Annotated in this window: 19 protein-coding genes; 8 read left to right on the forward strand and 11 right to left on the reverse strand. The window is 74.8% G+C overall.

Annotated elements, in window-relative coordinates; translation table 11 throughout:
- Entirely contained in the window at window positions 1–165 is a 165-nt protein-coding gene (locus OG702_RS21995) for a hypothetical protein (protein WP_327290628.1), read from the forward strand.
- A gap of 51 nt (window positions 166–216) precedes the next feature.
- On the opposite strand, the gene OG702_RS22000 is transcribed toward OG702_RS21995, so the two are convergent.
- Window positions 217–1,869, reverse strand: coding sequence for a DNA repair helicase XPB (locus OG702_RS22000; RefSeq protein ID WP_327290629.1), 1,653 nt, complete (start codon window positions 1,867–1,869; stop codon window positions 217–219).
- 226 nt (window positions 1,870–2,095) lie between these two features.
- On the opposite strand from OG702_RS22000, the gene OG702_RS22005 reads away from it, so the two are divergent.
- Together OG702_RS22005 and OG702_RS22010 are read left to right on the forward strand one after the other, a co-directional pair.
- Window positions 2,096–3,106: an LPXTG cell wall anchor domain-containing protein gene (locus OG702_RS22005; RefSeq protein WP_327290630.1), complete on the forward strand. Its 1,011-nt coding sequence runs from the start codon at window positions 2,096–2,098 to the stop codon at window positions 3,104–3,106.
- A gap of 150 nt (window positions 3,107–3,256) precedes the next feature.
- Window positions 3,257–3,958, forward strand: coding sequence for a VanZ family protein (locus tag OG702_RS22010; RefSeq protein ID WP_327290631.1), 702 nt, complete (start codon window positions 3,257–3,259; stop codon window positions 3,956–3,958).
- Between the two features lie 345 nt (window positions 3,959–4,303).
- Here the strand turns inward: OG702_RS22010 and OG702_RS22015 are convergent, their stop codons facing one another.
- Window positions 4,304–6,775, reverse strand: coding sequence for a helicase C-terminal domain-containing protein (locus OG702_RS22015; protein ID WP_327290632.1), 2,472 nt, complete (start codon window positions 6,773–6,775; stop codon window positions 4,304–4,306).
- Between the two features lie 324 nt (window positions 6,776–7,099).
- Here OG702_RS22015 and OG702_RS22020 point away from each other — a divergent pair, with 324 nt between their 5' ends.
- On the forward strand, window positions 7,100–8,065 hold the full coding sequence (locus OG702_RS22020) for a hypothetical protein (RefSeq protein ID WP_327290633.1): 966 nt from the start codon (window positions 7,100–7,102) through the stop codon (window positions 8,063–8,065).
- A 29-nt stretch (window positions 8,066–8,094) separates the two neighbouring features.
- Here OG702_RS22020 and OG702_RS22025 read toward each other — a convergent pair whose 3' ends face one another.
- Genes OG702_RS22025 through OG702_RS22040 form a run of 4 tightly spaced genes read right to left on the reverse strand, consistent with a single transcriptional unit; the run spans window position 8,095 to window position 12,089 of the window.
- Window positions 8,095–9,084 carry an ABC transporter substrate-binding protein gene (locus tag OG702_RS22025; RefSeq protein ID WP_327290634.1) on the reverse strand — a complete coding sequence of 330 codons (990 nt, stop codon included), beginning with the start codon at window positions 9,082–9,084 and terminating at the stop codon, window positions 8,095–8,097.
- Window positions 9,085–9,097: 13 nt separating this feature from the next.
- A complete protein-coding gene (locus OG702_RS22030; RefSeq protein ID WP_327290635.1) occupies window positions 9,098–10,012 on the reverse strand; it encodes an ABC transporter ATP-binding protein in 915 nt (304 codons plus the stop codon).
- Complete coding sequence (locus OG702_RS22035; protein ID WP_327290636.1) at window positions 10,009–11,094, reverse strand: FecCD family ABC transporter permease; 1,086 nt, start codon at window positions 11,092–11,094, stop codon at window positions 10,009–10,011. The genes OG702_RS22030 and OG702_RS22035 overlap by 4 nt, the downstream gene beginning before the upstream one ends.
- Window positions 11,091–12,089 (reverse strand): FecCD family ABC transporter permease, encoded by a 999-nt coding sequence (locus OG702_RS22040; protein WP_327290637.1) that lies wholly within the window; start codon window positions 12,087–12,089, stop codon window positions 11,091–11,093. Before OG702_RS22040 ends, OG702_RS22035 begins: the two co-directional genes overlap by 4 nt.
- 120 nt (window positions 12,090–12,209) lie before the next feature.
- Between OG702_RS22040 and OG702_RS22045 the strand changes: the two genes are divergently transcribed.
- Window positions 12,210–12,857 carry an HAD family hydrolase gene (locus tag OG702_RS22045; RefSeq protein WP_442814498.1) on the forward strand — a complete coding sequence of 216 codons (648 nt, stop codon included), beginning with the start codon at window positions 12,210–12,212 and terminating at the stop codon, window positions 12,855–12,857.
- A 9-nt stretch (window positions 12,858–12,866) separates the two neighbouring features.
- Here the strand turns inward: OG702_RS22045 and OG702_RS22050 are convergent, their stop codons facing one another.
- On the reverse strand, window positions 12,867–13,094 hold the full coding sequence (locus OG702_RS22050; RefSeq protein ID WP_327290639.1) for a hypothetical protein: 228 nt from the start codon (window positions 13,092–13,094) through the stop codon (window positions 12,867–12,869).
- 165 nt (window positions 13,095–13,259) lie between these two features.
- On the opposite strand from OG702_RS22050, the gene OG702_RS22055 reads away from it, so the two are divergent.
- Entirely contained in the window at window positions 13,260–13,643 is a 384-nt protein-coding gene (locus tag OG702_RS22055; RefSeq protein WP_033173507.1) for a cold-shock protein, read from the forward strand.
- A 126-nt stretch (window positions 13,644–13,769) separates the two neighbouring features.
- On the opposite strand, the gene OG702_RS22060 is transcribed toward OG702_RS22055, so the two are convergent.
- From OG702_RS22060 to OG702_RS22075, 4 genes are all read right to left on the reverse strand, one after another.
- Window positions 13,770–14,648, reverse strand: a complete 879-nt coding sequence (locus OG702_RS22060) for a 1,4-dihydroxy-6-naphthoate synthase (protein WP_327290640.1) — start codon at window positions 14,646–14,648, stop codon at window positions 13,770–13,772.
- Complete coding sequence (locus OG702_RS22065) at window positions 14,635–15,327, reverse strand: futalosine hydrolase (RefSeq protein ID WP_327290641.1); 693 nt, start codon at window positions 15,325–15,327, stop codon at window positions 14,635–14,637. Before OG702_RS22065 ends, OG702_RS22060 begins: the two co-directional genes overlap by 14 nt.
- A gap of 4 nt (window positions 15,328–15,331) precedes the next feature.
- Window positions 15,332–15,823 (reverse strand): hypothetical protein, encoded by a 492-nt coding sequence (locus OG702_RS22070; RefSeq protein WP_327290642.1) that lies wholly within the window; start codon window positions 15,821–15,823, stop codon window positions 15,332–15,334.
- 167 nt (window positions 15,824–15,990) lie between these two features.
- The gene (locus OG702_RS22075) at window positions 15,991–17,367 is read right to left on the reverse strand and encodes an MFS transporter (protein WP_327290643.1); all 1,377 of its coding nucleotides are present in this window, start codon (window positions 17,365–17,367) and stop codon (window positions 15,991–15,993) included.
- A gap of 260 nt (window positions 17,368–17,627) precedes the next feature.
- Here OG702_RS22075 and OG702_RS22080 point away from each other — a divergent pair, with 260 nt between their 5' ends.
- The gene (locus OG702_RS22080; protein WP_327290644.1) at window positions 17,628–18,581 is read left to right on the forward strand and encodes a DUF3027 domain-containing protein; all 954 of its coding nucleotides are present in this window, start codon (window positions 17,628–17,630) and stop codon (window positions 18,579–18,581) included.
- A 165-nt stretch (window positions 18,582–18,746) separates the two neighbouring features.
- The gene (locus OG702_RS22085) at window positions 18,747–21,947 is read left to right on the forward strand and encodes a sacsin N-terminal ATP-binding-like domain-containing protein (RefSeq protein ID WP_327290645.1); all 3,201 of its coding nucleotides are present in this window, start codon (window positions 18,747–18,749) and stop codon (window positions 21,945–21,947) included.
- Window positions 21,948–21,955: the final 8 nt, after the last annotated feature.

The following is a 21,955-nucleotide window of genomic DNA, read 5'->3' on the forward strand; positions in this document are numbered from 1 at the left end:
ATGGCCTCCACCACCCTCACCCCAGGTCCGGCCGTGCACGGTGCCACCGTGCACGACACCATTCCCGAACACCCACGGCACCGGATCGGCAACGCCTTGCATGCGCTCCGCGTCTTCGCCGTCGCCGCGGCGGAGGTGGTGCTGCTCGGCAAGGAAAGCTACTGAACCCACCCCGCGCGGGCCGCCCACCCGCACGCCGACCTCGCGCGGACCGCCTCAGCTGTCCTCGTCCGCGCCCGTCAGAAGATCGTCCGCGTCCACGATCCGGTACGCGTAGCCCTGCTCTGCCAGGAACCGCTGGCGGTGGGCGGCGAAGTCCTGGTCGATGGTGTCCCGCGCGACCACCGAGTAGAAGCGGGCCTCGTGCCCGTCCGCCTTGGGCCGCAGCACCCGGCCGAGCCGCTGCGCCTCCTCCTGGCGGGACCCGAAAGTGCCCGAGACCTGGATCGCGACCGTCGCCTCGGGCAGGTCGATCGAGAAGTTGGCCACCTTCGACACCACCAGCACCGACAACTCGCCCTGCCGGAAGGCCTCGAAAAGCTTCTCGCGCTGCGCGTTCGGCGTCTCGCCCTTGATCACCGGGGCGTTCAGATGCTCGCCCAGCTCGTCCAGCTGGTCGATGTACTGCCCGATGACCAGCGTCTGCTGCCCCGCGTGCTTGGCCACCAGCGCCTCGGTGACCTTGCGCTTGGTCTCGGTCGTCGCGCAGTAGCGGTACTTCTCCTCGGTCTCGGCCGTGGCGTAGGCCAGCCGCTCCGCGTCGGTGAGGTTGACCCGCACCTCGACGCAGTCGGCGGGCGCGATGTAGCCCTGCGCCTCGATCTCCTTCCAGGGCGCGTCGAAGCGCTTCGGGCCGATGAGCGAGAAGACGTCCGACTCGCGGCCGTCCTCCCGCACCAGCGTCGCGGTCAGCCCCAGCCGCCGGCGCGCCTGGAGGTCCGCGGTGAACTTGAAGACCGGCGCGGGCAGCAGGTGCACCTCGTCGTAGACGATCAGGCCCCAGTCGCGGGAGTCGAACAGCTCCAGGTGCGGATAGACGCCCTTACGCCGGGTCGTCAGCACCTGGTAGGTGGCGATGGTCACCGGGCGGATCTCCTTGCGCGTACCGCTGTACTCGCCGATCTCCTCCTCGGTGAGCGAGGTCCGCTTGACCAGCTCGTGCTTCCACTGGCGGGCCGAGACCGTGTTCGTCACCAGGATCAGCGTGGTCGCCTTCGCCTCGGCCATCGCGCCGGCCCCGACCAGCGTCTTGCCCGCGCCGCACGGCAGCACGACGACACCGGAGCCGCCGTGCCAGAAGCCCTCCACGGCCTGCTTCTGGTAGGGCCGCAGCGCCCAGCCGTCCTCGGCCAGCTCGATCGGGTGCGCCTCGCCGTCCACGTAGCCGGCGAAGTCCTCGGCCGGCCAGCCCAGCTTGAGCAGCACCTGCTTGATCTGCCCGCGCTCGGACGGATGCACGGCGACGGTGTCCTGGTCGATCCGCGCGCCGACCAGCGGCTGGACCCGCTTGGAGCGCAGGATCTCCTCAAGCACCGGCCGGTCGGTGCTGGTCAGCACCAGCCCGTGCGCCGGGTCCTTGCTGAGCCGCAGCCGCCCGTAGCGGTCCATGGTCTCGGCGACGTCGACGAGCAGCGCGTGCGGCACCGGGTAGCGGGAGTATTCGACGAGCGCGTCGACGACCTGCTCGGCGTCGTGCCCCGCGGCCCGGGCGTTCCACAGCCCGAGCGGGGTGAGGCGGTAGGTGTGGATGTGCTCGGGTGCGCGCTCCAGCTCGGCGAACGGGGCGATGGCTCGGCGGCAGGCGTCGGCCTGCTCGTGGTCGACCTCGAGCAGGAGGGTCTTGTCACTCTGGACGATCAGGCAGGACACGCGTGGTACCTCCGGACGGGCCGGGTGGAGGGCGAACTTACGATTGTACGCGGCCCGGCCTTCCCCGCGGCGCCCGCAGCCCGGGGGCCTTGTGCAGCCCGGTCGGGGCGCGGGGCGCTCCCCAGTGCCCCGGGTGCCGCAGGGCGGCGGCGCCATCCGTGGGAATTGGCCCGCTCTTACCCGTGGCTTACATCGGGATTAGTCGTATTTGATGTTTTCTGCCCCCATGGATCATCAGCAGACGCATCCCTCCACCGGGCCGCGCCGGCGGGGGACGTTCCGCGCGCTCGCGGCCTCCTCGGCTGTCGTCGTCGCGGGAGTCATGGCCGCGGCCGGCCTGCTGCTCCCCGCCTCCGCCTCCGCATCCGCCGGCGCCGGCGGCAGTGGGCCGGGCGACGGGTGGCCGTCCTCCGGCTTCGGGCACTCCCAGCCCTCCGATCAGACCACCGGTCCTGACACCTCATGGCCAGGCACCGCCCCGGACGCCTCGTGGCAGGACGCCGGCCCGGACACCTCGTGGCCGGACCAGACGACCAGCTGTCCGCCCACCACCCCGCCGACGTACGCCCCGCCGACCCATCACCACCCGCACCACCCTTCGCATCACCACCCACACCAGCCGCCACCCCACCACCCCTCGCATCACCCGTCCCACCACCCGTCGCACCCGCCGGCGACCCCCCCGACAACGCCGCCGACGCACCACCCGTCCCACCCGCCGCACCACCCGCCGGGTCACCACCACCCGTCGCACCCGCCGACGCACCACCCGAGCCACCCGCCGACGCATCACCCGTCGCACCCGCCGACGACGCCGCCGACGCACCACCCGTCCCACCCGCCGCACCACCCGCCGCACCACCCGCCGCACCACCCGCCAGGTCACCACCACCCGTCGCACCCGCCGACGCACCACCCGAGCCACCCGCCGACGACGCCCCCGACGACGCCTCCCACGACGCCGCCGACGCACCACCCGAGCCACCCGCCCACGCACCACCCGTCGCACCCGCCGACGCACCACCCGAGCCACCCGCCGACGACGCCGCCCACCAGCACGCCGCCGACGACCCCGCCGGGTCACCACCACCCCTCGCACCCGCCCACCACACCCCCGGGACTGCCGCACACCGGTGCCGACGGGGTGGAGTGGATCGCCGCCTCGGCGGTCGCGGTGCTCGGGGCCGGCGGAACGCTGATCTTCATGGCGCGACGCCGCCGCGGGCAGCACGGCTGACGCTGCCACCGCAGTAACACCCGGTAACCATCGCGGCCACCCCCTCGCGATGGGGAGACGGTTTCCGGCCGCCTACGCCGTCACCCGGCGTACGGCGGCCGGACCCGGGTAAGCGGCGCCTTGAAGGCGTTCACTGAGGGGGGTACGGCAATGGCGACCCGAGTCGCACTGTTCGACCGGATGCGCAGGCCGAAGCCCGAGGACCCGCCCGCCCCCAAGGCGGAGCCGAAGCCGAGGGCGGTTGCCAAGCCCCGGCCGAAGTCCCAGCCGAAGGCCCGGGCAACCCCGAAGCCGACGCCGACGGCACGACCGCGACCGCGGCCCCGCGAACGTAAGACCCCGCCGCCGGTGCTGCAACGCCGCACCCTCGGCCCGACGCTCGCGCGAGCCGCGGTCCTGGCCGTGGCCATCGTCTGCATGGTCGCGTTCGCGGTGGCGCTGGCGAAGGTCACGCTGGTGCCGTCACCGGCCTCCGACGCGCTCATCCACACCAACCTGCGGCCCGGCGCGTCCATCCGCGCCTACCTCGACCAGCCCGCCCTGCGCGACACGGTCAAGCAGATCGGCGGCAACGTCCTGCTCGGCGTCCCTTTCGGCGTCCTGCTCCCGATGCTCTTCCCCCGCGCCCGCGGCTTTGTCCGGGTCGCCGTCGTCACCGCGCTGGTGATGGTCCTCATCGAGGCGACGCAGGGTGCGCTGGTGGAGGGCCGGGCGTTCGACATCGACGACGTCATCCTCAACACGCTGGGCGCGCTGATCGGCTACGTCCTCCTGGGCCGCCGCCTGGGCTCCGCCCTCCACCCCCACCGCACCCACTGGTGGCAACGCTCCCGCAACGATCCGCCGCGCTAGCCCTTTCGCCCTGTGCGGAGGACCCGAGCCCACAGGGGCGCGAGGAACTGCGCGACAAGCCCCCCACTTGCCGCAGTGTGGCGACGGACCGCCACCACCCCAGGGGCGCGGGGAACTGCGCGACCAGCCCCCACCGGGGCGAGGTTCGTCACCGGCCCGAAGGGGCTGTTCGGTCCGCTCCGGACCATCGGCGGGTGGTGGGTTGCGCGGGCGGTTCCTCGCGCCCCTTGGGGGTTGCCCTCCGCGGCCAGGCGGCGCCCGTCAGGGGCGGGGGGAACGGGCGGCAGCCCGGTGCGGGGCGGCCCACCGGCCGAGGGGTGGGGTAAGGCCCGGCATGGGCCAAGGTCAGGCCGGGTCTTCGGCGAGTTCCGCCACACCCGTGATGCGATGGATCGCGAACGTACGGACCTCGTCGGCCGTGTGGTCGTACGCGGTGACGTAACCGGCTTCGACCCGCACCGGTGCGATGACGCGCTGCGTGGCGTTGCCCTCCGCGTTGACGTACCCGATCCAGAGCGACTCCCCGGTCAGCACCGCGGACTGCATCGTCGCCAGCGTGTCCGCCGCCGGCGTGCGGGGGAGGCCGGCGGGCGGGTCGGAGGGGGCGCGGTGGACCGCGGTCACCGCACGGTCGCCGGCCCTGATGGCCTTGACCGCGAGCCCGAGCAGCGCCGGGTCGGGGACGGGCGGCCCGTCCGGCACGGGGAGGGGCGCGCTGCGCGGCGGCGTACGGCGGGCGTCGGGCCGGGTGATCAGCACGTCCCCCTCGGCGGACTCCGCCGCCGGCGCAAGCCCCATCGCCCGCAGCCGCTCCAGCAGCGTCGACGGGTCGGTCTGCGCGGCGAGCACCGTGGGGGCCAGCCGGCGCAGGCCGAGCCCGGAGGCGCGGCGGTCCGCGAGGAGTTCGGTCAGCAGCGCGTCGTCGTCGCAGCGCAGATACGCCGCTGCCGCCCCGACCCGCAGCGTGCCGTGCCTGCGGGCCACGTCGTCGATGAGATAGCTGAGCGGCTGCGGCACCGGCGTACGGGAGTGCTCGGTCAGGAAGGCCTGCAACTCCGCCGCCGTACGCCCGGCGTCCAGGGCGCGGCGCACGGACTCGGGGGTGAAGCGGTAGACGGTCGCGCCGCCCTTGGACTCGATGTCGGCCAGCACGCCCAGCGTCTCGGCGAGCGGGGCGATCAGCGGGCCGGGCGCGACCGCGGTCAGGTCCGCCTGCAGCAGCACGTGGTCGAGCGGTTCCGGCAGCAGCGGCGCGAGCAGCGCGGCGGCCCGGCCCCGGTCAGGCTCGGCGCCGAGCAGCGGGCGGGTGTGCGCGGCGAGCGCGCCGCGGCCGGTCAGGCCCAGGGTCTCGGCGTCCTGCAGCGTCCAGCCCAGCAGGTCCTCGCGCAGCGCCTCGGCGCCGGCCCGCAGCGGGCGTTCCCAGCGCAGCCGGGCCAGCAGTTCCTCCCGGCCGGCCACGGAGCCGACCGGCAGTGCCGCGAGCAGCCGCAGCGCACCTTTGCGTACCTGAGGCGCGAGCGAACGGTCCAGGTCAGGGCCGAGCGCCGCCAGCGCCCTGCCCTTCGGGTCGCGGCTGCCCACCAGCCCCGGCGTGCGGGTCGCTGCCAGCCAGGCCGACGCCAGCGCCGCCCACTGCCGCTCGGCCGGCAGCAGCAGCCACTCGTCGGCGGCGGGGGTGGGGGCGTAGGCCTCGTCGAGCTCGCCGTCGGTGGCGATGAGGCCGGCCGCGTAGGCGAGTTCCAGCCAGAAAGCGGTCTGCGGCTCGGTGAGGTCCAGCGCGCCGGCCGTACGCCGCAGGTCGCGGACGCTGATGCCGCCGGCCCGCAGCACCGCCGGGCCGCCGGACTGCCACTCCTTGAGCACGTCGGTGATCGTGCGTACGGCGGTGAAGGCCTGGCCGGCGGCGGTGGCGTTCACCGTCTTCGCCGTACGCGCCACCGGGTCGAGCGGCGGCGGCAGCGGCTGCGGGGTGCGGTGGGCGCGGCCGCCGCGCAGGGCGAGCGCGGCCTCCCTGGGCAGCACGACATTGTGCTGGCCGGCCGGCAGCAGCAGGCCGCGGGCCAGCAGCCACTGCACGGGGGTGGCCGCGCCGGACGCCCGTACGGCCGCCGTCGCGTCCCTGACCTCGCCGTACGGCGGCCCCCACACCAGCCGGTCGAGCACCGCGCGGGCGCCGTCGGGTGCGGCCGCAAGCAGCTGCCCGAAGCGCACCGGGTCGGCGAACAGTTCCGCCAGCGCGGTGATCGCGCTCTGCGGGTCGTGCGTCCCGGCGAGCCCGGCGTCCGAAAGCACTTCCTGCAGCCTGGCGGGCGACATCCCCGACGTCGCCTCGGCCACGGAAGGGCCGAGCCCGGTGGCGGACGGCGTCGCGGCGGACGGCGCGAGCAGGTCCCGTGCGGTACGCACCAGCCGCAGCCGGTCGTCCTCGCCCCAGACGAGCCCGCGCTCCCGCAGCGCGGCGACGGCCCCCGGCAGGGCGGCGGCCACGGCGTCGGCGACCGCCGGGTCCAGCGGCTCACCGGGCCCCGCGCCGTCCGAGCGCCCGGTCATCAGCGCCCGCAACGTCTCGTACGGGCACCCGTCCGCGGTCAGCGCCAGCGCCTCGGCTGTCTGCTGGGTGAAGGCGTCGAGGTGGTCGAGCGCCCGCAGCACCGAGGTGCGGGTCGCGGCCCGGGTCGCCAGCTGCGTCAGGTCGGTCGGCACCGGGGCCAGCAGATCCGGCCGCGCGCGCAACAGCACCACCAGCGCGCCGTCGTCACGGGCGCGCAGGTCCTCCGCGAGGGTGCGCGGGGCACCGCTGTGGCCTCCGGTCGTCATCCCTCCCACATTAGGCCCTGCCCACCCGATCCCGCCGACACCCATCCCCTCCGGGGGAGGCCCAGCCCTCTCGCGCCCACGGCCGCTTGGCCCGGGGCGGTCCGGGCCGCCCCTTCGGGGCTCGGGTCTGGGGGAGGGGGTGCCCCGTCGGGGGGGCGGGGAACTGCGTGCTCAGCCCACCACCGGCGGGTGGTCCGGGGCGGACCGGGCTGCCCCTTCGGGTCGGTGCCCGGGGGAATCGGGGTGGGCTGGCGTGCCGCGGCGGCAGCCGCACGGTACGGTCGGCGGAGGTGAAGTCCCGGGTGGCGTCTGGGGGTTTGGGCGGTGGGGGTCGAGAGCGATCGGCTGGTGTTCGACTATCTGAGCCGGGTCGGAGACCTGGCTCAGACCGCGCTGCCCGCCGCCCAGCGGATGCAACTGGTCGCGCAGTTGCGCAACGACATCGACCGGGAGCGGCGCGGAGCCGACTCCGCGGCGGCGGTGCGGCAGATCCTGGGCCGGATCGGCAGCCCGGACGACGTGGTGGAGGCCGCCGCGACTACGCCCGGGTCGCGGCGCGAGGCGGCGCCCCCGGTGGAGGAGCCGCCGCCCGGGTCGTACGGGCCCTACGCGAAAGCGCGGGGGCCGCAGGTGCCGAAGCCGGGCCGCCCGGACGACGGGGACCAGGGCCGGGGCCGGGACGACAACGGCCGGGAGTGGTGGCAGGGGGACGGCCGCGGCGGGCGGCCCCGGCCCGGGGACGAGCTGGCCGGGCTGCCGGGGATGACCGGCGGCGTCTTCATCCCGTTCGACGACGAGGAGTTGACCCCCGAGGGCCTGTCGGGCAAGCCGGGCGCCCCGGCCGCCCCGGAGGACGCCGACGCGGCCGACGACGCCGAAACCGGCGAGCCGGCAACGGCACCGCGCCGCCGCCGCCTGCTGCGGCGCGGCCCGCGCCCGGAAGGCGTCCCCCGCAACTGGGGCAGCCCGGTACTGCTGCTGGCCGCCGCACTGCTGGTCGTGGGAGCCGCGATCGGCTCGCTCATCCCGCTCGGCCTGGGCTGGCTGGTCGCCTACCTCTCGCGCCGCCTCAGCCGGCCGCAGGCCAAATTCGCGGTGCTGGTCATCCCGGGCGCCTTCGCGGCCGGGATGGTCGTGTGGATCTGGGGCCGGGACGTCGGCAAGTGGGGCACCCCGATCGCGCAGGGCCAGATGGGGCCCGCCTTCCAGGACGCCTACCCGCCGGTGGTGCGGCTGGCCGCCGTCGGCACCGCGCTGTATCTGCTGTGGCGGAACCGCAGGTCGGCCTGACCCGGCCCCCAACCCCCCACAGCCCGGCCTCACTTCGCGGTGAGGTCCTGCTGCAGCTCGTCGAGGATCTTGCCGGCGGCGGTGTAGCCGATGCCCTGGTACCAGAGCTGGTCGTCCACCCGGTGGGCGTGTCCCGCGCCGACCGCGGTGAGCTGCTTCCACAGCGGACTCCCCGTCACCTGTGTCTCCTTGGCGGCCTTCGGATCGCCGTAGGTGGCGTAGAAGAGCGCGTCGCCGTCCGCCGTGCCGATCTGCTCGGGGCTGACGTCGACGTTGAGCCGGTCGACGTCCTGGGCCGAAGGCCGGGCCAGGCCCACGTCCTTGAGGATCGTGCCGATGTAACTGGCGTTGCCGTACAGCCGGATGTCCGCGCCCTCCACGAAGCGCACCATGCTCACCGTGGTCGCCGCCGCCTTCGCGCTGCCGCCGAGCGCGGCGGTGACCCTCGCCACGTGCGCCTGATACGCGGCGACCGCCTGCGCGGCCTGCGCGGTGCGGCCCAACGCGGCCGCGTGCAGCTGGAAGTCGGCCTTCCAGGGCGCCCCGGTGGACTCCGTCAGCACGGTCGGTGCGATCTTCGACAGGGCGTCGTAGTGAGCGCCGTCCCGGACCTTGCTGCTGAGGATCAGGTCGGGGTTGAGCGCGGCGACCGCCTCCAGGTTGGGGTCGGCGATCTCGCCGACGTCGGCGATGCCGGCGACCTGGCCCTGCGGCAGGTAGTCCAGGAAGCCGCTGCTGGTGCCCGCGCTGGTCGCACCGACCGGCTTGACTCCGAGGGTGATCGCCGAGTCCAGCTCCGCGGTGTCCAGGACCACCACCCGGCGCGGATGGCTTGGCACCTTCACCGGACCCATGGCGGTGTCCACGGTGTGCGTGCCCGAGGCGCTGCCGGACGCGTCGCCGGGGGCGCCGCCCGAGGACGTGGACGGTGAACTGCACGCCGCCGCCAGAGCCGTGCACAGCAGCACGGCGGCGACAGCCGGCAGGCGGGTCGAACGGGTGCTGCGGCTACCTGACATGGCGGATCTCCGTTCAGGGATGCGGAGTTGCGGTGACGCCCTGCGCTGCGCCGTCGTCGGGGAGTTGCCAGGGGGCGCCGGGGACCACCAGCGGGCTGCCGGTCACCGGGTCGGGCACGACCACCGACGCCAGGCCGAACACCTCGCGGACCAGCTCCGCGGTGACGACCTCGCCGGGCGCGCCCTCGGCGACGATCCGCCCGGCCTTCATCGCGATGAGGTGGTCGGCGTAACGGGCGGCCTGGTTGAGGTCGTGCAGCACCGCGACGACGGTCCGCCCGCGCTCGCGGTTGAGGCGGCGTACGAGATCGAGCACCTCGACCTGGTGGGCGATGTCGAGGAAGGTCGTCGGCTCGTCGAGCAGCAGCAGGTCGGTGTCCTGGGCCAGCGCCATCGCGATCCACGCCCGCTGCCGCTGGCCGCCGGACAGCTCGTCCACCAGTCGGCCGGCCAGGTCGCTCGTCGCCGTACGCTCCATGGCTTCGGCGACCAGCCGCTCGTCGGACTCCGACCACTGCTGCCACCACTTCTGGTGCGGCTGGCGGCCGCGGGAGACCAGGTCGGCGACCGTGATGCCCTCCGGCGGCACCGGCGACTGCGGCAGCAGGCCCAGGGTCCTGGCGATCTGCCGGGTCGGGACCCGGGCCAGCTCGGCGCCGTCCAGCAGCACGGAGCCGTGCCGGGGCTTGAGCAGCCGGCCGAGGGCGCGCAGCAGGGTGGACTTGCCGCAGGCGTTGGGGCCGACGATGACGGTGACCCGCCCGTCGGGGATCTCCAGGTCGAGCCCGTCGACCACGACCCGGTCCTCGTAGGCGAGGGTGAGGTCACGGGCGGCGAGCCGGTTGCCCGCCGAGGGCGCGAGCCGGGGTGCGGGCGCGGCCTGCTGGGCGGGAACGGGCCGCGCGGGCGTGGACTCTGGGGTCGTCATGACGGCTCTCCGGAACGGCTGCGGCTGCGGACGATCAGCCACATCAGGTAGGGCGCGCCGACGGCGGCGGTCATCACGCCGACCGGCAGCTCGGTCGGCGAGAACAGCTTGCGGGCCAGCAGGTCGGCGACCACCACGACCAGCGCGCCGGTCAGCGCCGAGGCCAGCAGCGGGATCTGCGCGGTCCTGGTCAGCCGGCGGGCGATCTGCGGGGCGAGCAGCGCCACGAAGTCCACCGGCCCGGCCGCCCCGGTGGCGACCGACGCCAGGACGACGCCGAGCGCCACCAGGCCGAATCTGATCCGGCCCAGCCTGATGCCCAGCGCGGTCGCGGTGTCGTCGTCGAAGGACACCGTGCGCTGCGCCCGCGCCGCCCACAGCGCGCACGGCACCGCGAGCAGGACGAAGTTGGCCAGCGGCCGCGCCTCGGCGTAGCCGCGGCCGTTGAGCGAACCGGTCAGCCAGACCTTGGCCTGCTGGGCGACCAGGTAGTCGCCCTTGGTCAAGAAGAGCTGCGTCACCGACGACAGCGCCACCGAGAAGCCGATCCCGATCAGCACGAAGCGGGCCGCGTGCAGCCCGCGCCGCCAGGCGAAGACGTAGACCAGGGCCGCCGCGCCGAGCCCGCCGGTGATCGAGAGGTACGGCAGCGCGCTGTACGAGGTCACGCCGTAGGTCATCGCGGCCACCGTCACCGCGCCCGCGCCATGGGTCACGCCGATCACGTCCGGGCTGGCCAGCGGATTGCGGGCGACCGTCTGGATCAGCGCGCCCGACACGCCGAAGGCGGCGCCGACCAGCAGCCCGAGCGCGAGCCGCGGTTCGCGCAGCTCGCCGACCACCAGCTGGTCCGGGCTCGGCTGCCCGAAGACCACCTTCACCACCTCGCCGGGCGCCACGAAGGACTCCCCGACGCACAGATACGCCACGCAGACCGCCGCCAGCAGCACGGCCAGCACGCAGGTGACGGCCAGCGAGCGCCGGTGTACCAGGAAGGACCCGCGCCCACCGGGGCGTACGACGGCGTAGCCCGCGGGCCGTACGCGCTCCGGCGCCCCGGCGGCCGTACGTGTCGCGGTCATGCCGCCACCACCGATCTGCGGCGCACCAGCGCCACCAGGAACGGCACGCCGATGAGCGCCGTCATCACCGCGACCGGGACCTCGGAGGGCGGGAAGACGATCCGGCCGACGACGTCGGAGACCAGGATCATCACCGGGCCAAGCAGCGCCGCCATCGGCAGCACCCAGCGGTGTGCGGTGCCGACCAGCGCACGGGCCAGGTGCGGCACGGCCAGGCCGACGAAGGCGATCGGGCCCGCGGCGGCGACCGCGGCGCCGGTCAGGACGGTGGCGCCGAGCGCTCCGGTCAGCCGCAGCACCGCCACGTTCTGCCCCAGGCCCTTGGCGATGTCCTCGCCGAGCGCGAGCGCGTCCAGGCCGCGGGCCATCGCCAGCACCAGCAGCAGGCCCACCGCAAGGAAGGGCCAGATCATCGCGATGATGTCGGTGTCCCGGCCGGACAGCGAACCCACCTGCCAGAAGCGGTAGGTGTCCAGCGTCTGCGCGTCGGTGGTCAGCACCCCGGACACGATCGAGGTCAGGAACGCGTTCATGGCCGCGCCCGCCAGCGCGAGCTTGACCGGCGAGGCGCCGCCCCTGCCGCGGGCGGCGACCGCGTAGACGGCGACGGCCGCGGCTCCGGCGCCTGCGAAGGCGAACCAGACGTAGCCGCTGAGCGTGCCCACCCCGGCGTAGGCGATGGCGCACACCACGCCGAGCGAGGCGCCCTGGCTCACTCCGAGGATGCCGGGCTCGGCGATCGGGTTGCGGGTGACGCCCTGCATGACCACCCCGGCCACCGCCAGCGCGGCGCCGACCATGATCCCGATCACCGTACGCGGCACCCGCAGGCTGCGGACGACCTCGGCGTTCTGGCTGGTGCCGCCGTGCAGCAGCGCGTCGAGCACCTGCGAGGGCGGTATCTCCCGGCTGCCGACCGCCAGGCTGAGCAGTACCGCGAGCAGCAGTGCCACCGTCGCCGCGGCCATCCAGCCGGTGCGGCGGCGCAAGTGCATGTCAGGCGGTCCTCCGGGAGGCGGCGACCGTCTGGCGCCGGGCAGGGCTTAGCTTAGGCTGCGCTAACTATACGGGCTGCCGCCCGGACCTCCGGGGGGAGGTTGACCGCACAGGTGACAATGGATGCTGTGACCAACGACTTCTCCTCCGTTCCGCCGACCCTGACGGTCGGCTTCGACCTCGACATGACCCTGATCGACTCCCGGCCCGGGATCAAGGCCGTGTACGGCCGGCTCGCGGCGGAGACGGGCGTCTTCATCGACTCCGGTCTGGCCGTCACCCGGCTCGGCCCGCCGCTGGACGACGAGTTGGTCAACTGGTTCCCCCGCGAGCGCGTCCCGGAGATGGCGGAGCGCTACCGCACGCTCTACCCCGACCACGCCATCCTTCCGACGCCCGCGATGCCGGGCGCCCCCGAGGCGGTGGCGGCCGTCCGGGCGGCGGGCGGGCGTCCGGTGGTCGTCACCGCGAAATACGGTCCCAACGCCGAGCTGCACCTCGCCCATGTCGGCATCGAGGCGGAGCTGCGCGGCTGGCTCTGGGCGGAAGCCAAGGCCGAGGCGCTGGTCGAGTGGGGTGCGACCGTCTACGTCGGCGATCACACCGGTGATGTCAGGGGAGCCCACAAGGCGGGCGCCCTGTCGGTGGGGGTGGCCACCGGGCCGTGCAGCGCGGCGGAGCTGCGGGCGGCGGGGGCCGATGTCGTACTTGCCGACCTCAGAGAATTTCCCGGCTGGCTCGCTGCTCACACCTCGGCAGCCGCCTGACCTCGCAATTCACGCCTGTGGGTGACGCTGCGCGAGCGCGGACCGCAGCAGCCCGAGCAGCGCGAGCGCCAGCCCGACCCCCATCAGCATCGACACGAAATACGCCGGCGTCGGCAGCCGGCGGGTGCCGAGCAGCAGCGGCGCCACGGTGGCCAGCGTGCCGGCTGCCCCGACGATGAAGACGATCGCGCCGATCCTGACGAGCAGGTCACCGGCGGCCCTGGTTTGTTTGCTCACCGCACAAGGGTAGGTCCGTGCTGTGGGGCGCGCGGGAACGGGACCTCGCCGTCTTGTCACACAGCACCTGGCCATTAGCCTTGGTGTCAGCGGGTCTCCGGTGGATCCGCCGCTGTCTTACCGAGCGGTTTCGAGCAATTTCGAGCAATGAGGACGAGGTCGGACGTGCCTACCGGCAAGGTCAAGTGGTTCAACAGTGAGAAGGGCTTCGGCTTTCTCTCCCGCGACGACGGCGGCGATGTCTTCGTGCACTCCTCTGTGCTGCCCGACGGGGTCGCCGCGCTCAAGCCCGGCCAGCGCGTGGAATTCGGGGTCGTCGCGGGCCAGCGCGGTGATCAGGCGCTCTCTGTGACCCTGCTGGACCCCGCACCCTCGGTCGCCGCGGCCCAGCGGCGCAAGCCGGACGAGCTGCTGCCCATCGTCCAGGACCTCACCACGCTGCTCGAGGACGTCGCCAGGTCGCTGCAGCGCGGCCGGTATCCCGACAAGGCCCACGGCCACAAGATCGCGTCCGTGCTGAGGGTGGTCGCCGACCAGCTCGACGTTTAGCGGCGGCGCGCCGTAACACGCGGGGCGACACCCGAGGTGCCGGAAGGCGGCGTTTTACCGGAGTCCCATAGTCCGGTAAAGCGCCGCACCGCCTTTTTCGGCCCCCGCGAATGGCGGGGCAATATTTCAGAAAGCCAGCGCGTCCGCGCTCAGCGCGGGCACCAGGCCTTCGGCGGCCGCCCGAGTGAGCAGCCCCCGTACGGCGGCGTATCCGTCCGTGCCGAGGTCGGCCGTGAATTCGTTCACATACAGGCCGATGTGCTGGTCGGCGACCGGCGGATCCATCTCCTGGGAATGCGCCAGCACATAGTCGCGGGAGGCCGCCGGGTCGTCCCACGCCATGCGCACCGAGGTGCGGGCCGCGTCGGCGAGGGCGTGCAGCCGCTCCTTGCCCAGCGACCGGCGGGCGATGATCGCGCCGAGCGGGATGGGCAGGCCGGTGGTCGCCTCCCAGTGCTCGCCCATGTCCGCGAGCTTGTGCAGCCCGTAGTTCTGGTAGGTGAAGCGCGCCTCGTGGATCACCAGGCCCGCGTCCACCCGGCCGTCGCGCACCGCGGGCATGATCTCGTGGAAGGGCATCACCACGATCTCCCCGACGCCGCCCTGGACCTCGGCCGCCGCCCACAGCCGGAAGAGCAGATACGCCGTCGAGCGCTCGCTGGGCACCGCGACCGTCCGCCCCGCCAGGTCCGTGCCCGGCTCGCGGGTCAGCACCAGCGGCCCGCAGCCGCGCCCCAGCGCCCCGCCGCACGGCAGCAGCGCCCAGTCGTCGAGCACCCACGGCAGCACCGCGTAGGACACCTTCAGGACGTCGAGTTCGCCGCGCTCCGCCATCCCGTTGGTGATGTCGATGTCGGCGAAGGTCACCTCAAGTGGCGGCGCCTCCGGCACCAGGCCGTGCGCCCACGCGTGGAAGACGAAGGTGTCGTTGGGACAGGGGGAGTACGCGATCCGCAGCGGGTCGGGCCCGGCGCCCTCGCTGGTGTCGCGGCTAGGTGTCGTCATGTGCTGCCTCAACCTCCCAGACGCCCGGGAGCTTCCCGAACGCCGACGTCAGCGCCGCCAGCGCCTCGCCGATCCGCCAGGCCGCGCGGTCCCGGGGGCCGACGGGGTTGGACACCGCGCGGATCTCCAGCACCGGCACGCCGAGCAGCGCCGCCGCCTCCGCCACCCCGAAGCCCTCCATCGCCTCGGCCACGGCCCCCGGATGACGGCCCGCCAGCTCCGCGGCGCGGGCCGCGGTCCCGGTCACCGTGGAGACCGTCAGCACCGGCCCGTAGGCGGCGCCGAGGGCGTCGGCCACCGCACGGCTCAGCCGCGCGGGCGGGTGGTGCTCGGAGCGGCCGAAACCGAGGTCGGCGACCGGGACGAAGCCCTCGCCGGTCTGCGCGCCGAGGTCGGCGGCCACGATCGTCCGCGCCACGGCGAGCGAGCCCACCGGCGCCATGGGCGCGAAACCGCCGCCGATGCCCGCCGAGACCACCAGAGCGGGCCGTTCGCCGCCCTCCGCCGCCCACGTCAGCGCGTACATCGCGCCGGCCGCCGCGGCTGCCGGGCCGACGCCCGCCACGCTCACCTCGGTGCCGCCGGCGGCCTCGCCCGCGGCCGCCAGACCCGCTGCGACAGCGTCCCGCTCGGCGCCGACCGCGGTCAGCACCAGCACGCGCCTGCGGCGGTCGCGCACGGCCCTACTTGCCCCGGACCAGGGTGAACTGGATGACCCGGAAGGATGCCTCGCCGCTGGTGTCGGCCGACTCCACGATGTTCAGCGTCACCTTCTTGGCGGTGGTGGTCCCGCCGGTCTGCTGGTCCTGGGAGTTGAACAGCTGCTCGCTGTCCACCGACCAGTACGTCTTGTCCTTGAGCGGCTCCGGCGTGACCAGGGTGGTGCCCTGGGCGATCAGCCAGCCCTTCTTCGCGATCGACGGGTCGACGCCGATCCGCACCTGGTCCCCGACCGGGACGGTGATGTGGTGCACAGGGGTGGTCTGCAGGCACGCCAGGAAGATCGCCTGCGGCAGCTTCTTGCCGCCGTCGTAGCACTTGTCCGCGGCTTCCGCCTGCACGCTTTTGCTGCCCACGGTCACCGTCGCCATCGCGGTCGGCTTGTCGCAGGCGGTCAGGGCGACGAGCCCGAGGGAGAGGGCACCGATGGTGGTGGCAGCGCGGCGAATGCTCATGGCAGGAGGCTACCGGGCGGTTGCGCCCCGTCCGCGCGGGGGTGCGCGTGTCCCCAGGTGGGGCCCGCCCCGGCCGTCCGCGACGCGACCCGTACGGGTTACCGCCGCGGTACGTCCCCGCACTCCCCGGTTGCCGTCCGGGCGCGGGCCGTGGGCGTATGGCCGCGCTAGGCGACCCGGGCGCGGGCCGTACTGCCGCGGCGGGCGGCCCCGAACAGGCCGCGTACGGACAGCAGGAACGCCAGGGCCACCAGGCCGGCGGCGCACCCCATGCCCAGCGGGCCGTTCAGCGGCAGCAGTATGCCGAGGCCGCCGCCGACCACCCAGGACAGCTGGAGTGCGGTCTCCGAGCGGGCGAAGGCGGAGGTCCGCACCAGTTCCGGCACGTCGCGCTGGATCAGCGCGTCCAGCGACAGCTTCGCCAGCGCCTGCGAGATACCGGCCACCGCGGTGAGCGCGGCCACCGTGACCAGGCTGTACCAGCCCGCGGCCAGCGTCGCCGCGGTCAGCGCGCAGATCAGCACGGCGGCGATGATCACCTCGGGGCCGCGCGCCTTGAGCCAGGCGCCGAGCGCGGTGCCGAACGCGTTGCCGACACCCGCCGCCACGCCGACCACGCCCAGCGACATCGCCGGCGACAGCCCGCCGAGCGGGTGCTCGCGCATCATGAAGGCCAGGAACATCGTCAGGAAGCCGGACAGCGAGCGCAGCCCGCCGTTGCCCTGCAGGGCGTGCAGCACCGAGGAGCCGACGCCCAGCAGCCCCGGCTTGCGGCCCGGGATGCCGGTCGGCTCGGGCTGCGCCTCCTCGTCCGCCGACAGCCGCACCCGCTGCTCGCCGCGGGCCGAGTCGACCTTGCCGGGCAACGAGAGCGACAGCAGGGCGCCGCCGATGAAGACCACGAAAGCGCCGTAGAGCGGCCACTGCGGGCCGATCACGTTCAGCCCCGCGGCGACCGGGGCCGCCACAGCGGTGGCCAGCAGGCCCGACAGGGTGACCCGGGAATTCGCCTTGACCAGGGTCGTACGCCCCGGCAAGAGCCGTGGCACCACCGCACTGCGCACCACGCCGTAGGCCTTCGACGACACCAGCACGCCGAGCGCCGCCGGATACAGGCCGAGCCCGGCGGTCGAGATCACCCCGGCCATCGTCCAGGCCAGCACGGCCCTGGCCATCATCGAGACCGCCATCGCGGCCCTGCGTCCGTGCTGCAGCCGGTCGAGCAGCGGGCCGATCACCGGTGCGAGAAGCGCGAAGGGCGCCATCGTCACCAGCAGATACAGCGCGACCCGGCCACGGGCCTCGCCGCTGGGCACCGAGAAGAAGACAGTGCTGGCCAGAGCGACGGTGATCATCATGTCGCCGGCGGAGTTGACCGCGTGCAGCTCGATCAACTTCGCCAGACCGGACTCGCCCGCGCCTCCGGCATGTGTCGTACGCCGGATACGCCGGCCCAGCGCTCCGGCCGGACCGCCCACGCCCCGAACGAGGACGTGTCCGGCTCTGCGCACAGGCCCTCGGGCGGCGGTGTCGGTTCTTGCCATGACGCAATCCTGCCCCAATCGGAAGAGAGCTCACCCCCTCCTTTGCTGGCGTGGTGCGCACAGGTACCGTGCGATCACGCAGAATGGGTGGCAACAGGTGCGCCCGAGGACGCTCGGGCAGGACCGGATGAGGCAGGGAAAATAGGCGTCGAAGCGGTCCGCAGGTCCGCTCCGCTGCAACTCTCCGCGTCGGGTCCTTCCGCCCGCGAGCGCACACGTGAGACGGCGTAGAGAGAGAAACGATTTCTGTGAGTGCAGCGATGCGAAGCCGTACCCCTGACCGCCTGTGCGCCGAGGCCGTCGACGTTGCCCTGGCGGTCACGCTGGAGGCGGCGGGGCCGCAGTCGGTGGGTGCGCACCTGGGGGTCGCCGCGGAGGGCGACCGGGTCGTCACCCACTTCTTCGCCTGTACCGAGCCCGCCTACCGCGGCTGGCGCTGGGCCACCACGCTGACCAGGGCGTCCCGTGCCAAGGCCGTGACCGTCGACGAAACGGTGCTGCTGCCAGGCGCCGACTCCATCCTGGCGCCCGAGTGGGTGCCGTGGAGCGAGCGGCTGCGGCCCGGCGACATGGGCCCCGGCGACCTGCTGCCCACCGAGGCGGACGACCTGCGGCTCGAACCGGGCTGGACCGGCGACGACGAGCCGCCGGCCGGCGAGCCCGGCGCGGACGCCGAGGAGGGCGTCGACCTGGTCGTGCCGTCCGTGGCGACGATCGGCTCGATCGCCGGGCAGCTCGGTCTCGGCCGCCCCCGGGTGCTGTCCCGCTACGGGCTGCACGCCGCCGCGGACCGCTGGGACGAGCAGTTCGGGCCCAAGACGGCGATGGCGCAGGCCGCGCCCGCCAACTGCGTCAGCTGCGGCTTCCTGGTGCCGATCACCGGCTCGCTCAGCCAGGCCTTCGGGATCTGCGCCAACGAGTTCTCGCCGGCCGACGGCCACGTGGTCTCGCTCGGCTACGGATGCGGCGGCCACTCCGAGGCCGCGGTCATGCCGCGTCCGCCGCAGCCCGCGCCGATGGTCCTCGACGAGCTGCACGACACCGACCCGCTGTCGCTGCGCCCTGCCGCGGCGGGCGACGCCGCGGCGACGGGCGGCAGCGCGGCCGGCCAGGCCTCGGACGGCGCCGATCCGGCCGGGCCGGGCGGCTCTGGCAGGTCCGGCGCGTCCGCCGGCCCCGGCAGCTCCGGCGGGGAGGACCACGGCCCCTCCTGAGGCCCTGCACGGCCCCTCCCGGCGCCCCGCGGCCACCCGGCGGCGGCGGGGGGACCCGGCGGGCCTCCCGCGGCCCGGGCGGTGGGATGAAGGGCACGCCGAATGGCGGTACGGTCACCGTGCACGGCCCCGACAGGGGCGTACCCGGCGAGCGAAGGACCGCACGTGACCCGCGCAGGCGTAATCCGGACGCCCCCGGAAGGCCACCCCGACCCCTTCCGTACCGCGGATCTGCGCCGGGCGGTCCTCACCGCCTGGGCCGCGTCGGCCGCCCGCTTCCGTGAGGACGCCAACGCCGAGGAGGACCTCGCCCTCGGCGGCCACCGCGACCGGCTGATCATCGAGCTGGCCCAGAACGCCGCGGACGCCGCCACCCGGGCCGGCGTCCCCGGCCGCCTCCGGCTGACCTACCACGAGCCCACCGCCGACGCCCCCGCGCTGCTCGCCGCCGCCAACACCGGCGCCCCGCTGGACGCGCTCGCCGTGGAGTCGCTGTCCACCCTGCGCGCCTCCGCCAAGCGCGACGAGGGACCCGCCGCGGTCGGCCGCTTCGGCGTCGGCTTCGCCGCCGTCCTCGCCGTCAGCGACGAGCCCGCCGTGGTCGGGCGCAGCGGCGGTGTCCGCTGGTCGCTGGCCGAGGCGCGCGAGCTGGCCGCACAAGTCCCGGGCCTCGGCGAGGAGTTGCGCCGCCGGGACGGCCATGTCCCGCTGCTGCGGCTGCCGCTGCCCGCGGAGGGCAGCGCGCCGGACACGTACGACACCGTCGTCGTCCTGCCGCTGCGGGACGGCGCCGCGGAGGACCTGGCCGGGCGGCTGCTGGCCGCCGTGGACGACGCGCTGCTGCTCGCCCTGCCCGGCCTGTCCGAGGTGGTCGTCGACACCCCGGCGGGCGTGCGGACCCTGACCCGCCGTCAGGCCGAGGACGGCGACGTCCTGGTGGAGGACTCCGACGCGCCCACCGCCACCCGCTGGCGGGTCGTCGGCGACGGCGGCGCCCTGACCGCCGACCTGCTCGCCGACCGCCCGGTCGAGGAGCGCCTGCGCCCGGTCTGGTCGGTGACCTGGGCCGTGCCCGTGGCGCCCGACGGCTCGCCCGCCGCGCCCCGCACCGCCGACGTCGTGCACGCCCCGACGCCGACCGACGAACCGCTCGGCCTGCCCGCCCTGCTGCTTGCCTCGCTCCCGCTCGACCCGACCCGCAGGCACTCCGCCCCGGGGCCGCTCACCGACTTCCTGGTCGAGCGCGCCGCCGACGCCTACGTCCGGCTGCTCGCCGGCTGGCGCCCGAGCGGCGCAGGCGTGGTCGACCTGGTGCCCGGGCCCCTCGGCAAGGGCGTGCTGGACGCCGAACTGCGCCGCCGCATCCTGGCGCAGCTGCCGCGCACCCCCTTCCTGCCGCGTGCCGCCGAGGTCCCGCCGGACGCCTCCTTCGTGGCTCCCGACGCGGACGCCGACGGCTGGGACGGCGGCGGCCCGCTCGCCGGCGAGAGCCACGCGCTGCGGCCCGTCGAGGCCGAGGTCGTCGAGGGCGCCACCGCGGAGGCCGTGCGCGTCCTGGCCGAGGTGCTGCCCACCCTCGTGCCGTCCGCCCTGGAACGCCGCCCCGCTCTGCGCCAGTTGGGTGTCGCGCGGCTGTCGCTGGCCGACGCCGTCGACCGGCTCTCCGGCACCGAGCGCCCCGCCGCCTGGTGGTGGCGCCTCTACGACGCCCTCGCGGGCACCGACGCCGACGTCCTCAGCGGCCTGCCCGTACCGCTCGCCGACGGCCGTACGGTGGTCGGCCCGCGGCAGGTGCTGCTGCCGGTGCCGGGCGACGACCCGGCTGCCGTCGACCCCGCGCTGCTGGCCAGGCTCGGCCTGCGGGTCGCGCACCCGGAGGCCGCCCACCCGCTGCTGGAGAAGCTCGGCGCCGCCCCCGCCACACCCCGCGCGGTCCTGACCACCCCGCAGGTACGGGCCGCGGTCGCCGCCTCCCTGGACGAGGACACCGCCTGGGACCAGGACGAGCGGGGGCTGGACGCCGACGAACTCGCCGACACCGTCCTGGCGCTGGCCCGCGCCGCCGGCCTCGCGCCCGGCGACGAACCGTGGCTGGCCGCGCTCGCGCTGCCCGACGACGAGGGCGAGCTGGCCCCGGCCGGCGAACTCGTCCTGCCCGGCAGCCCGCTGGAGGCCGTCCTGCGGACCGGTGAACTCGGCACCGTGGACGCCGAACTCGCCGACCGCTGGGGCGAGCAGCCGCTGACCGCGGTCGGCGTGCTTGCCACCTTCGCCCTGGTCCAGGCCGCCGACGTGGTCCTGGACCCCGACGACCTCGAACCGCGCGACAGCGACTGGGCGGAACCCGACGACGTCGGCCTGCTCGACGCCGTGGACGTCTGGTGCGAGGACGTACTCGACCAGCTGCCCGAGACCGACGTGCCGCCGGTCGCCACCGAGATCATCGGCGTGCGCGACCTCGACCTGGTGGACGACGACGCCTGGCCGCAGGCCCTCGCGCTGCTCTCCCGGCCGCCGCTGCGGGACGCCGTCACCGCCCCGGTCCGCGTGCTGCTCCCCGACGGCACCACCGAATCCGTACGCCCTTACGCCGCCTGGTGGCTGCGCGACCACCCCGTCCTGGACGGACGCCGCCCGGTCGGCCTGCGCGCGGCCGGCGGCGACCGGCTGCTCGCCGGGCTCTACGACGAGGCCCACACCGACACCGCCGTCGACGAGCAGGTGCTGCGGGCGCTCGGCGTCCGCACCACGGTGGCCGCGCTGCTGGCGGAACCGGGCGGCGCCGCCGAACTGCTCGCCCGGCTCGCCGACCCGGAGCGTACGGTCGCCCCGGCCCAGCTGCACCGCCTCTACGCGGCCCTGGCCGAGCTCGATCCCGAGCAGGTCACGCTGCCCGACGAGCTGCGGGCGGTGCTCGACGGGGAGACGGTCGTCGTGGACGCCGCCGACGCCCTGGTCGCCGACGCCCCCGACCTGCTGCCGCTGTCCGGCGGCCTCGCGCTGCTGCCGGTGCCCCCGCGGCTGGCCGCCGACCTGGCCGAGCTCTTCCAGGTGCGCCGCCTCAGCGAGGCCGTGGACGCCGCGGTGACCTCGCAGGGCGAGCCGCACCAGGTGCTTCCCGCCGTCCACGACCTGCTGCCGGGTGCCCCGGCCTCCTACGTCGAGCACGAGGAGCTGCTGCTCGCCGGCGGTGTCGAGGTCGACTGGCGTTACGCCGACGGCACGCTGCACGCCGCCACCGTCGAGGGCGTCGCGGCCGGCCTGGCCTGGGCCGCGGGCCGCTGGGAGCGCCGCTTCGAGCTCGCCGCGCTGCTGGAGGACCCGTCGCGCACCGACGAGCTGGCCCGCGACCGCTGGTTCGACTGACCCCGCCG

It is taken from the genome of Streptomyces sp. NBC_01198 (genome assembly GCF_036010485.1).
In the GTDB taxonomy this organism is placed as follows: domain Bacteria; phylum Actinomycetota; class Actinomycetes; order Streptomycetales; family Streptomycetaceae; genus Actinacidiphila.

Excerpts from the sequence above, each read along its gene's own strand:
- OG702_RS22060 (WP_327290640.1), bottom strand. The coding sequence starts at position 14,648 with ATGACGACACCTAGCCGCGACACCAGCGAGGGCGCCGGGCCCGACCCG.
- OG702_RS22025 (WP_327290634.1), bottom strand. The coding sequence starts at position 9,084 with ATGTCAGGTAGCCGCAGCACCCGTTCGACCCGCCTGCCGGCTGTCGCC.
- OG702_RS22070 (WP_327290642.1), bottom strand. The coding sequence starts at position 15,823 with ATGAGCATTCGCCGCGCTGCCACCACCATCGGTGCCCTCTCCCTCGGG.
- OG702_RS21995 (WP_327290628.1), top strand. The coding sequence starts at position 1 with ATGGCCTCCACCACCCTCACCCCAGGTCCGGCCGTGCACGGTGCCACC.
- OG702_RS22030 (WP_327290635.1), bottom strand. The coding sequence starts at position 10,012 with ATGACGACCCCAGAGTCCACGCCCGCGCGGCCCGTTCCCGCCCAGCAG.
- OG702_RS22075 (WP_327290643.1), bottom strand. The coding sequence starts at position 17,367 with ATGGCAAGAACCGACACCGCCGCCCGAGGGCCTGTGCGCAGAGCCGGA.
- OG702_RS22045 (WP_442814498.1), top strand. The coding sequence starts at position 12,210 with ATGGATGCTGTGACCAACGACTTCTCCTCCGTTCCGCCGACCCTGACG.
- OG702_RS22035 (WP_327290636.1), bottom strand. The coding sequence starts at position 11,094 with ATGACCGCGACACGTACGGCCGCCGGGGCGCCGGAGCGCGTACGGCCC.
- OG702_RS22010 (WP_327290631.1), top strand. The coding sequence starts at position 3,257 with ATGGCGACCCGAGTCGCACTGTTCGACCGGATGCGCAGGCCGAAGCCC.
- OG702_RS22040 (WP_327290637.1), bottom strand. The coding sequence starts at position 12,089 with ATGCACTTGCGCCGCCGCACCGGCTGGATGGCCGCGGCGACGGTGGCA.
- OG702_RS22005 (WP_327290630.1), top strand. The coding sequence starts at position 2,096 with ATGGATCATCAGCAGACGCATCCCTCCACCGGGCCGCGCCGGCGGGGG.
- OG702_RS22080 (WP_327290644.1), top strand. The coding sequence starts at position 17,628 with ATGCGAAGCCGTACCCCTGACCGCCTGTGCGCCGAGGCCGTCGACGTT.
- OG702_RS22015 (WP_327290632.1), bottom strand. The coding sequence starts at position 6,775 with ATGACGACCGGAGGCCACAGCGGTGCCCCGCGCACCCTCGCGGAGGAC.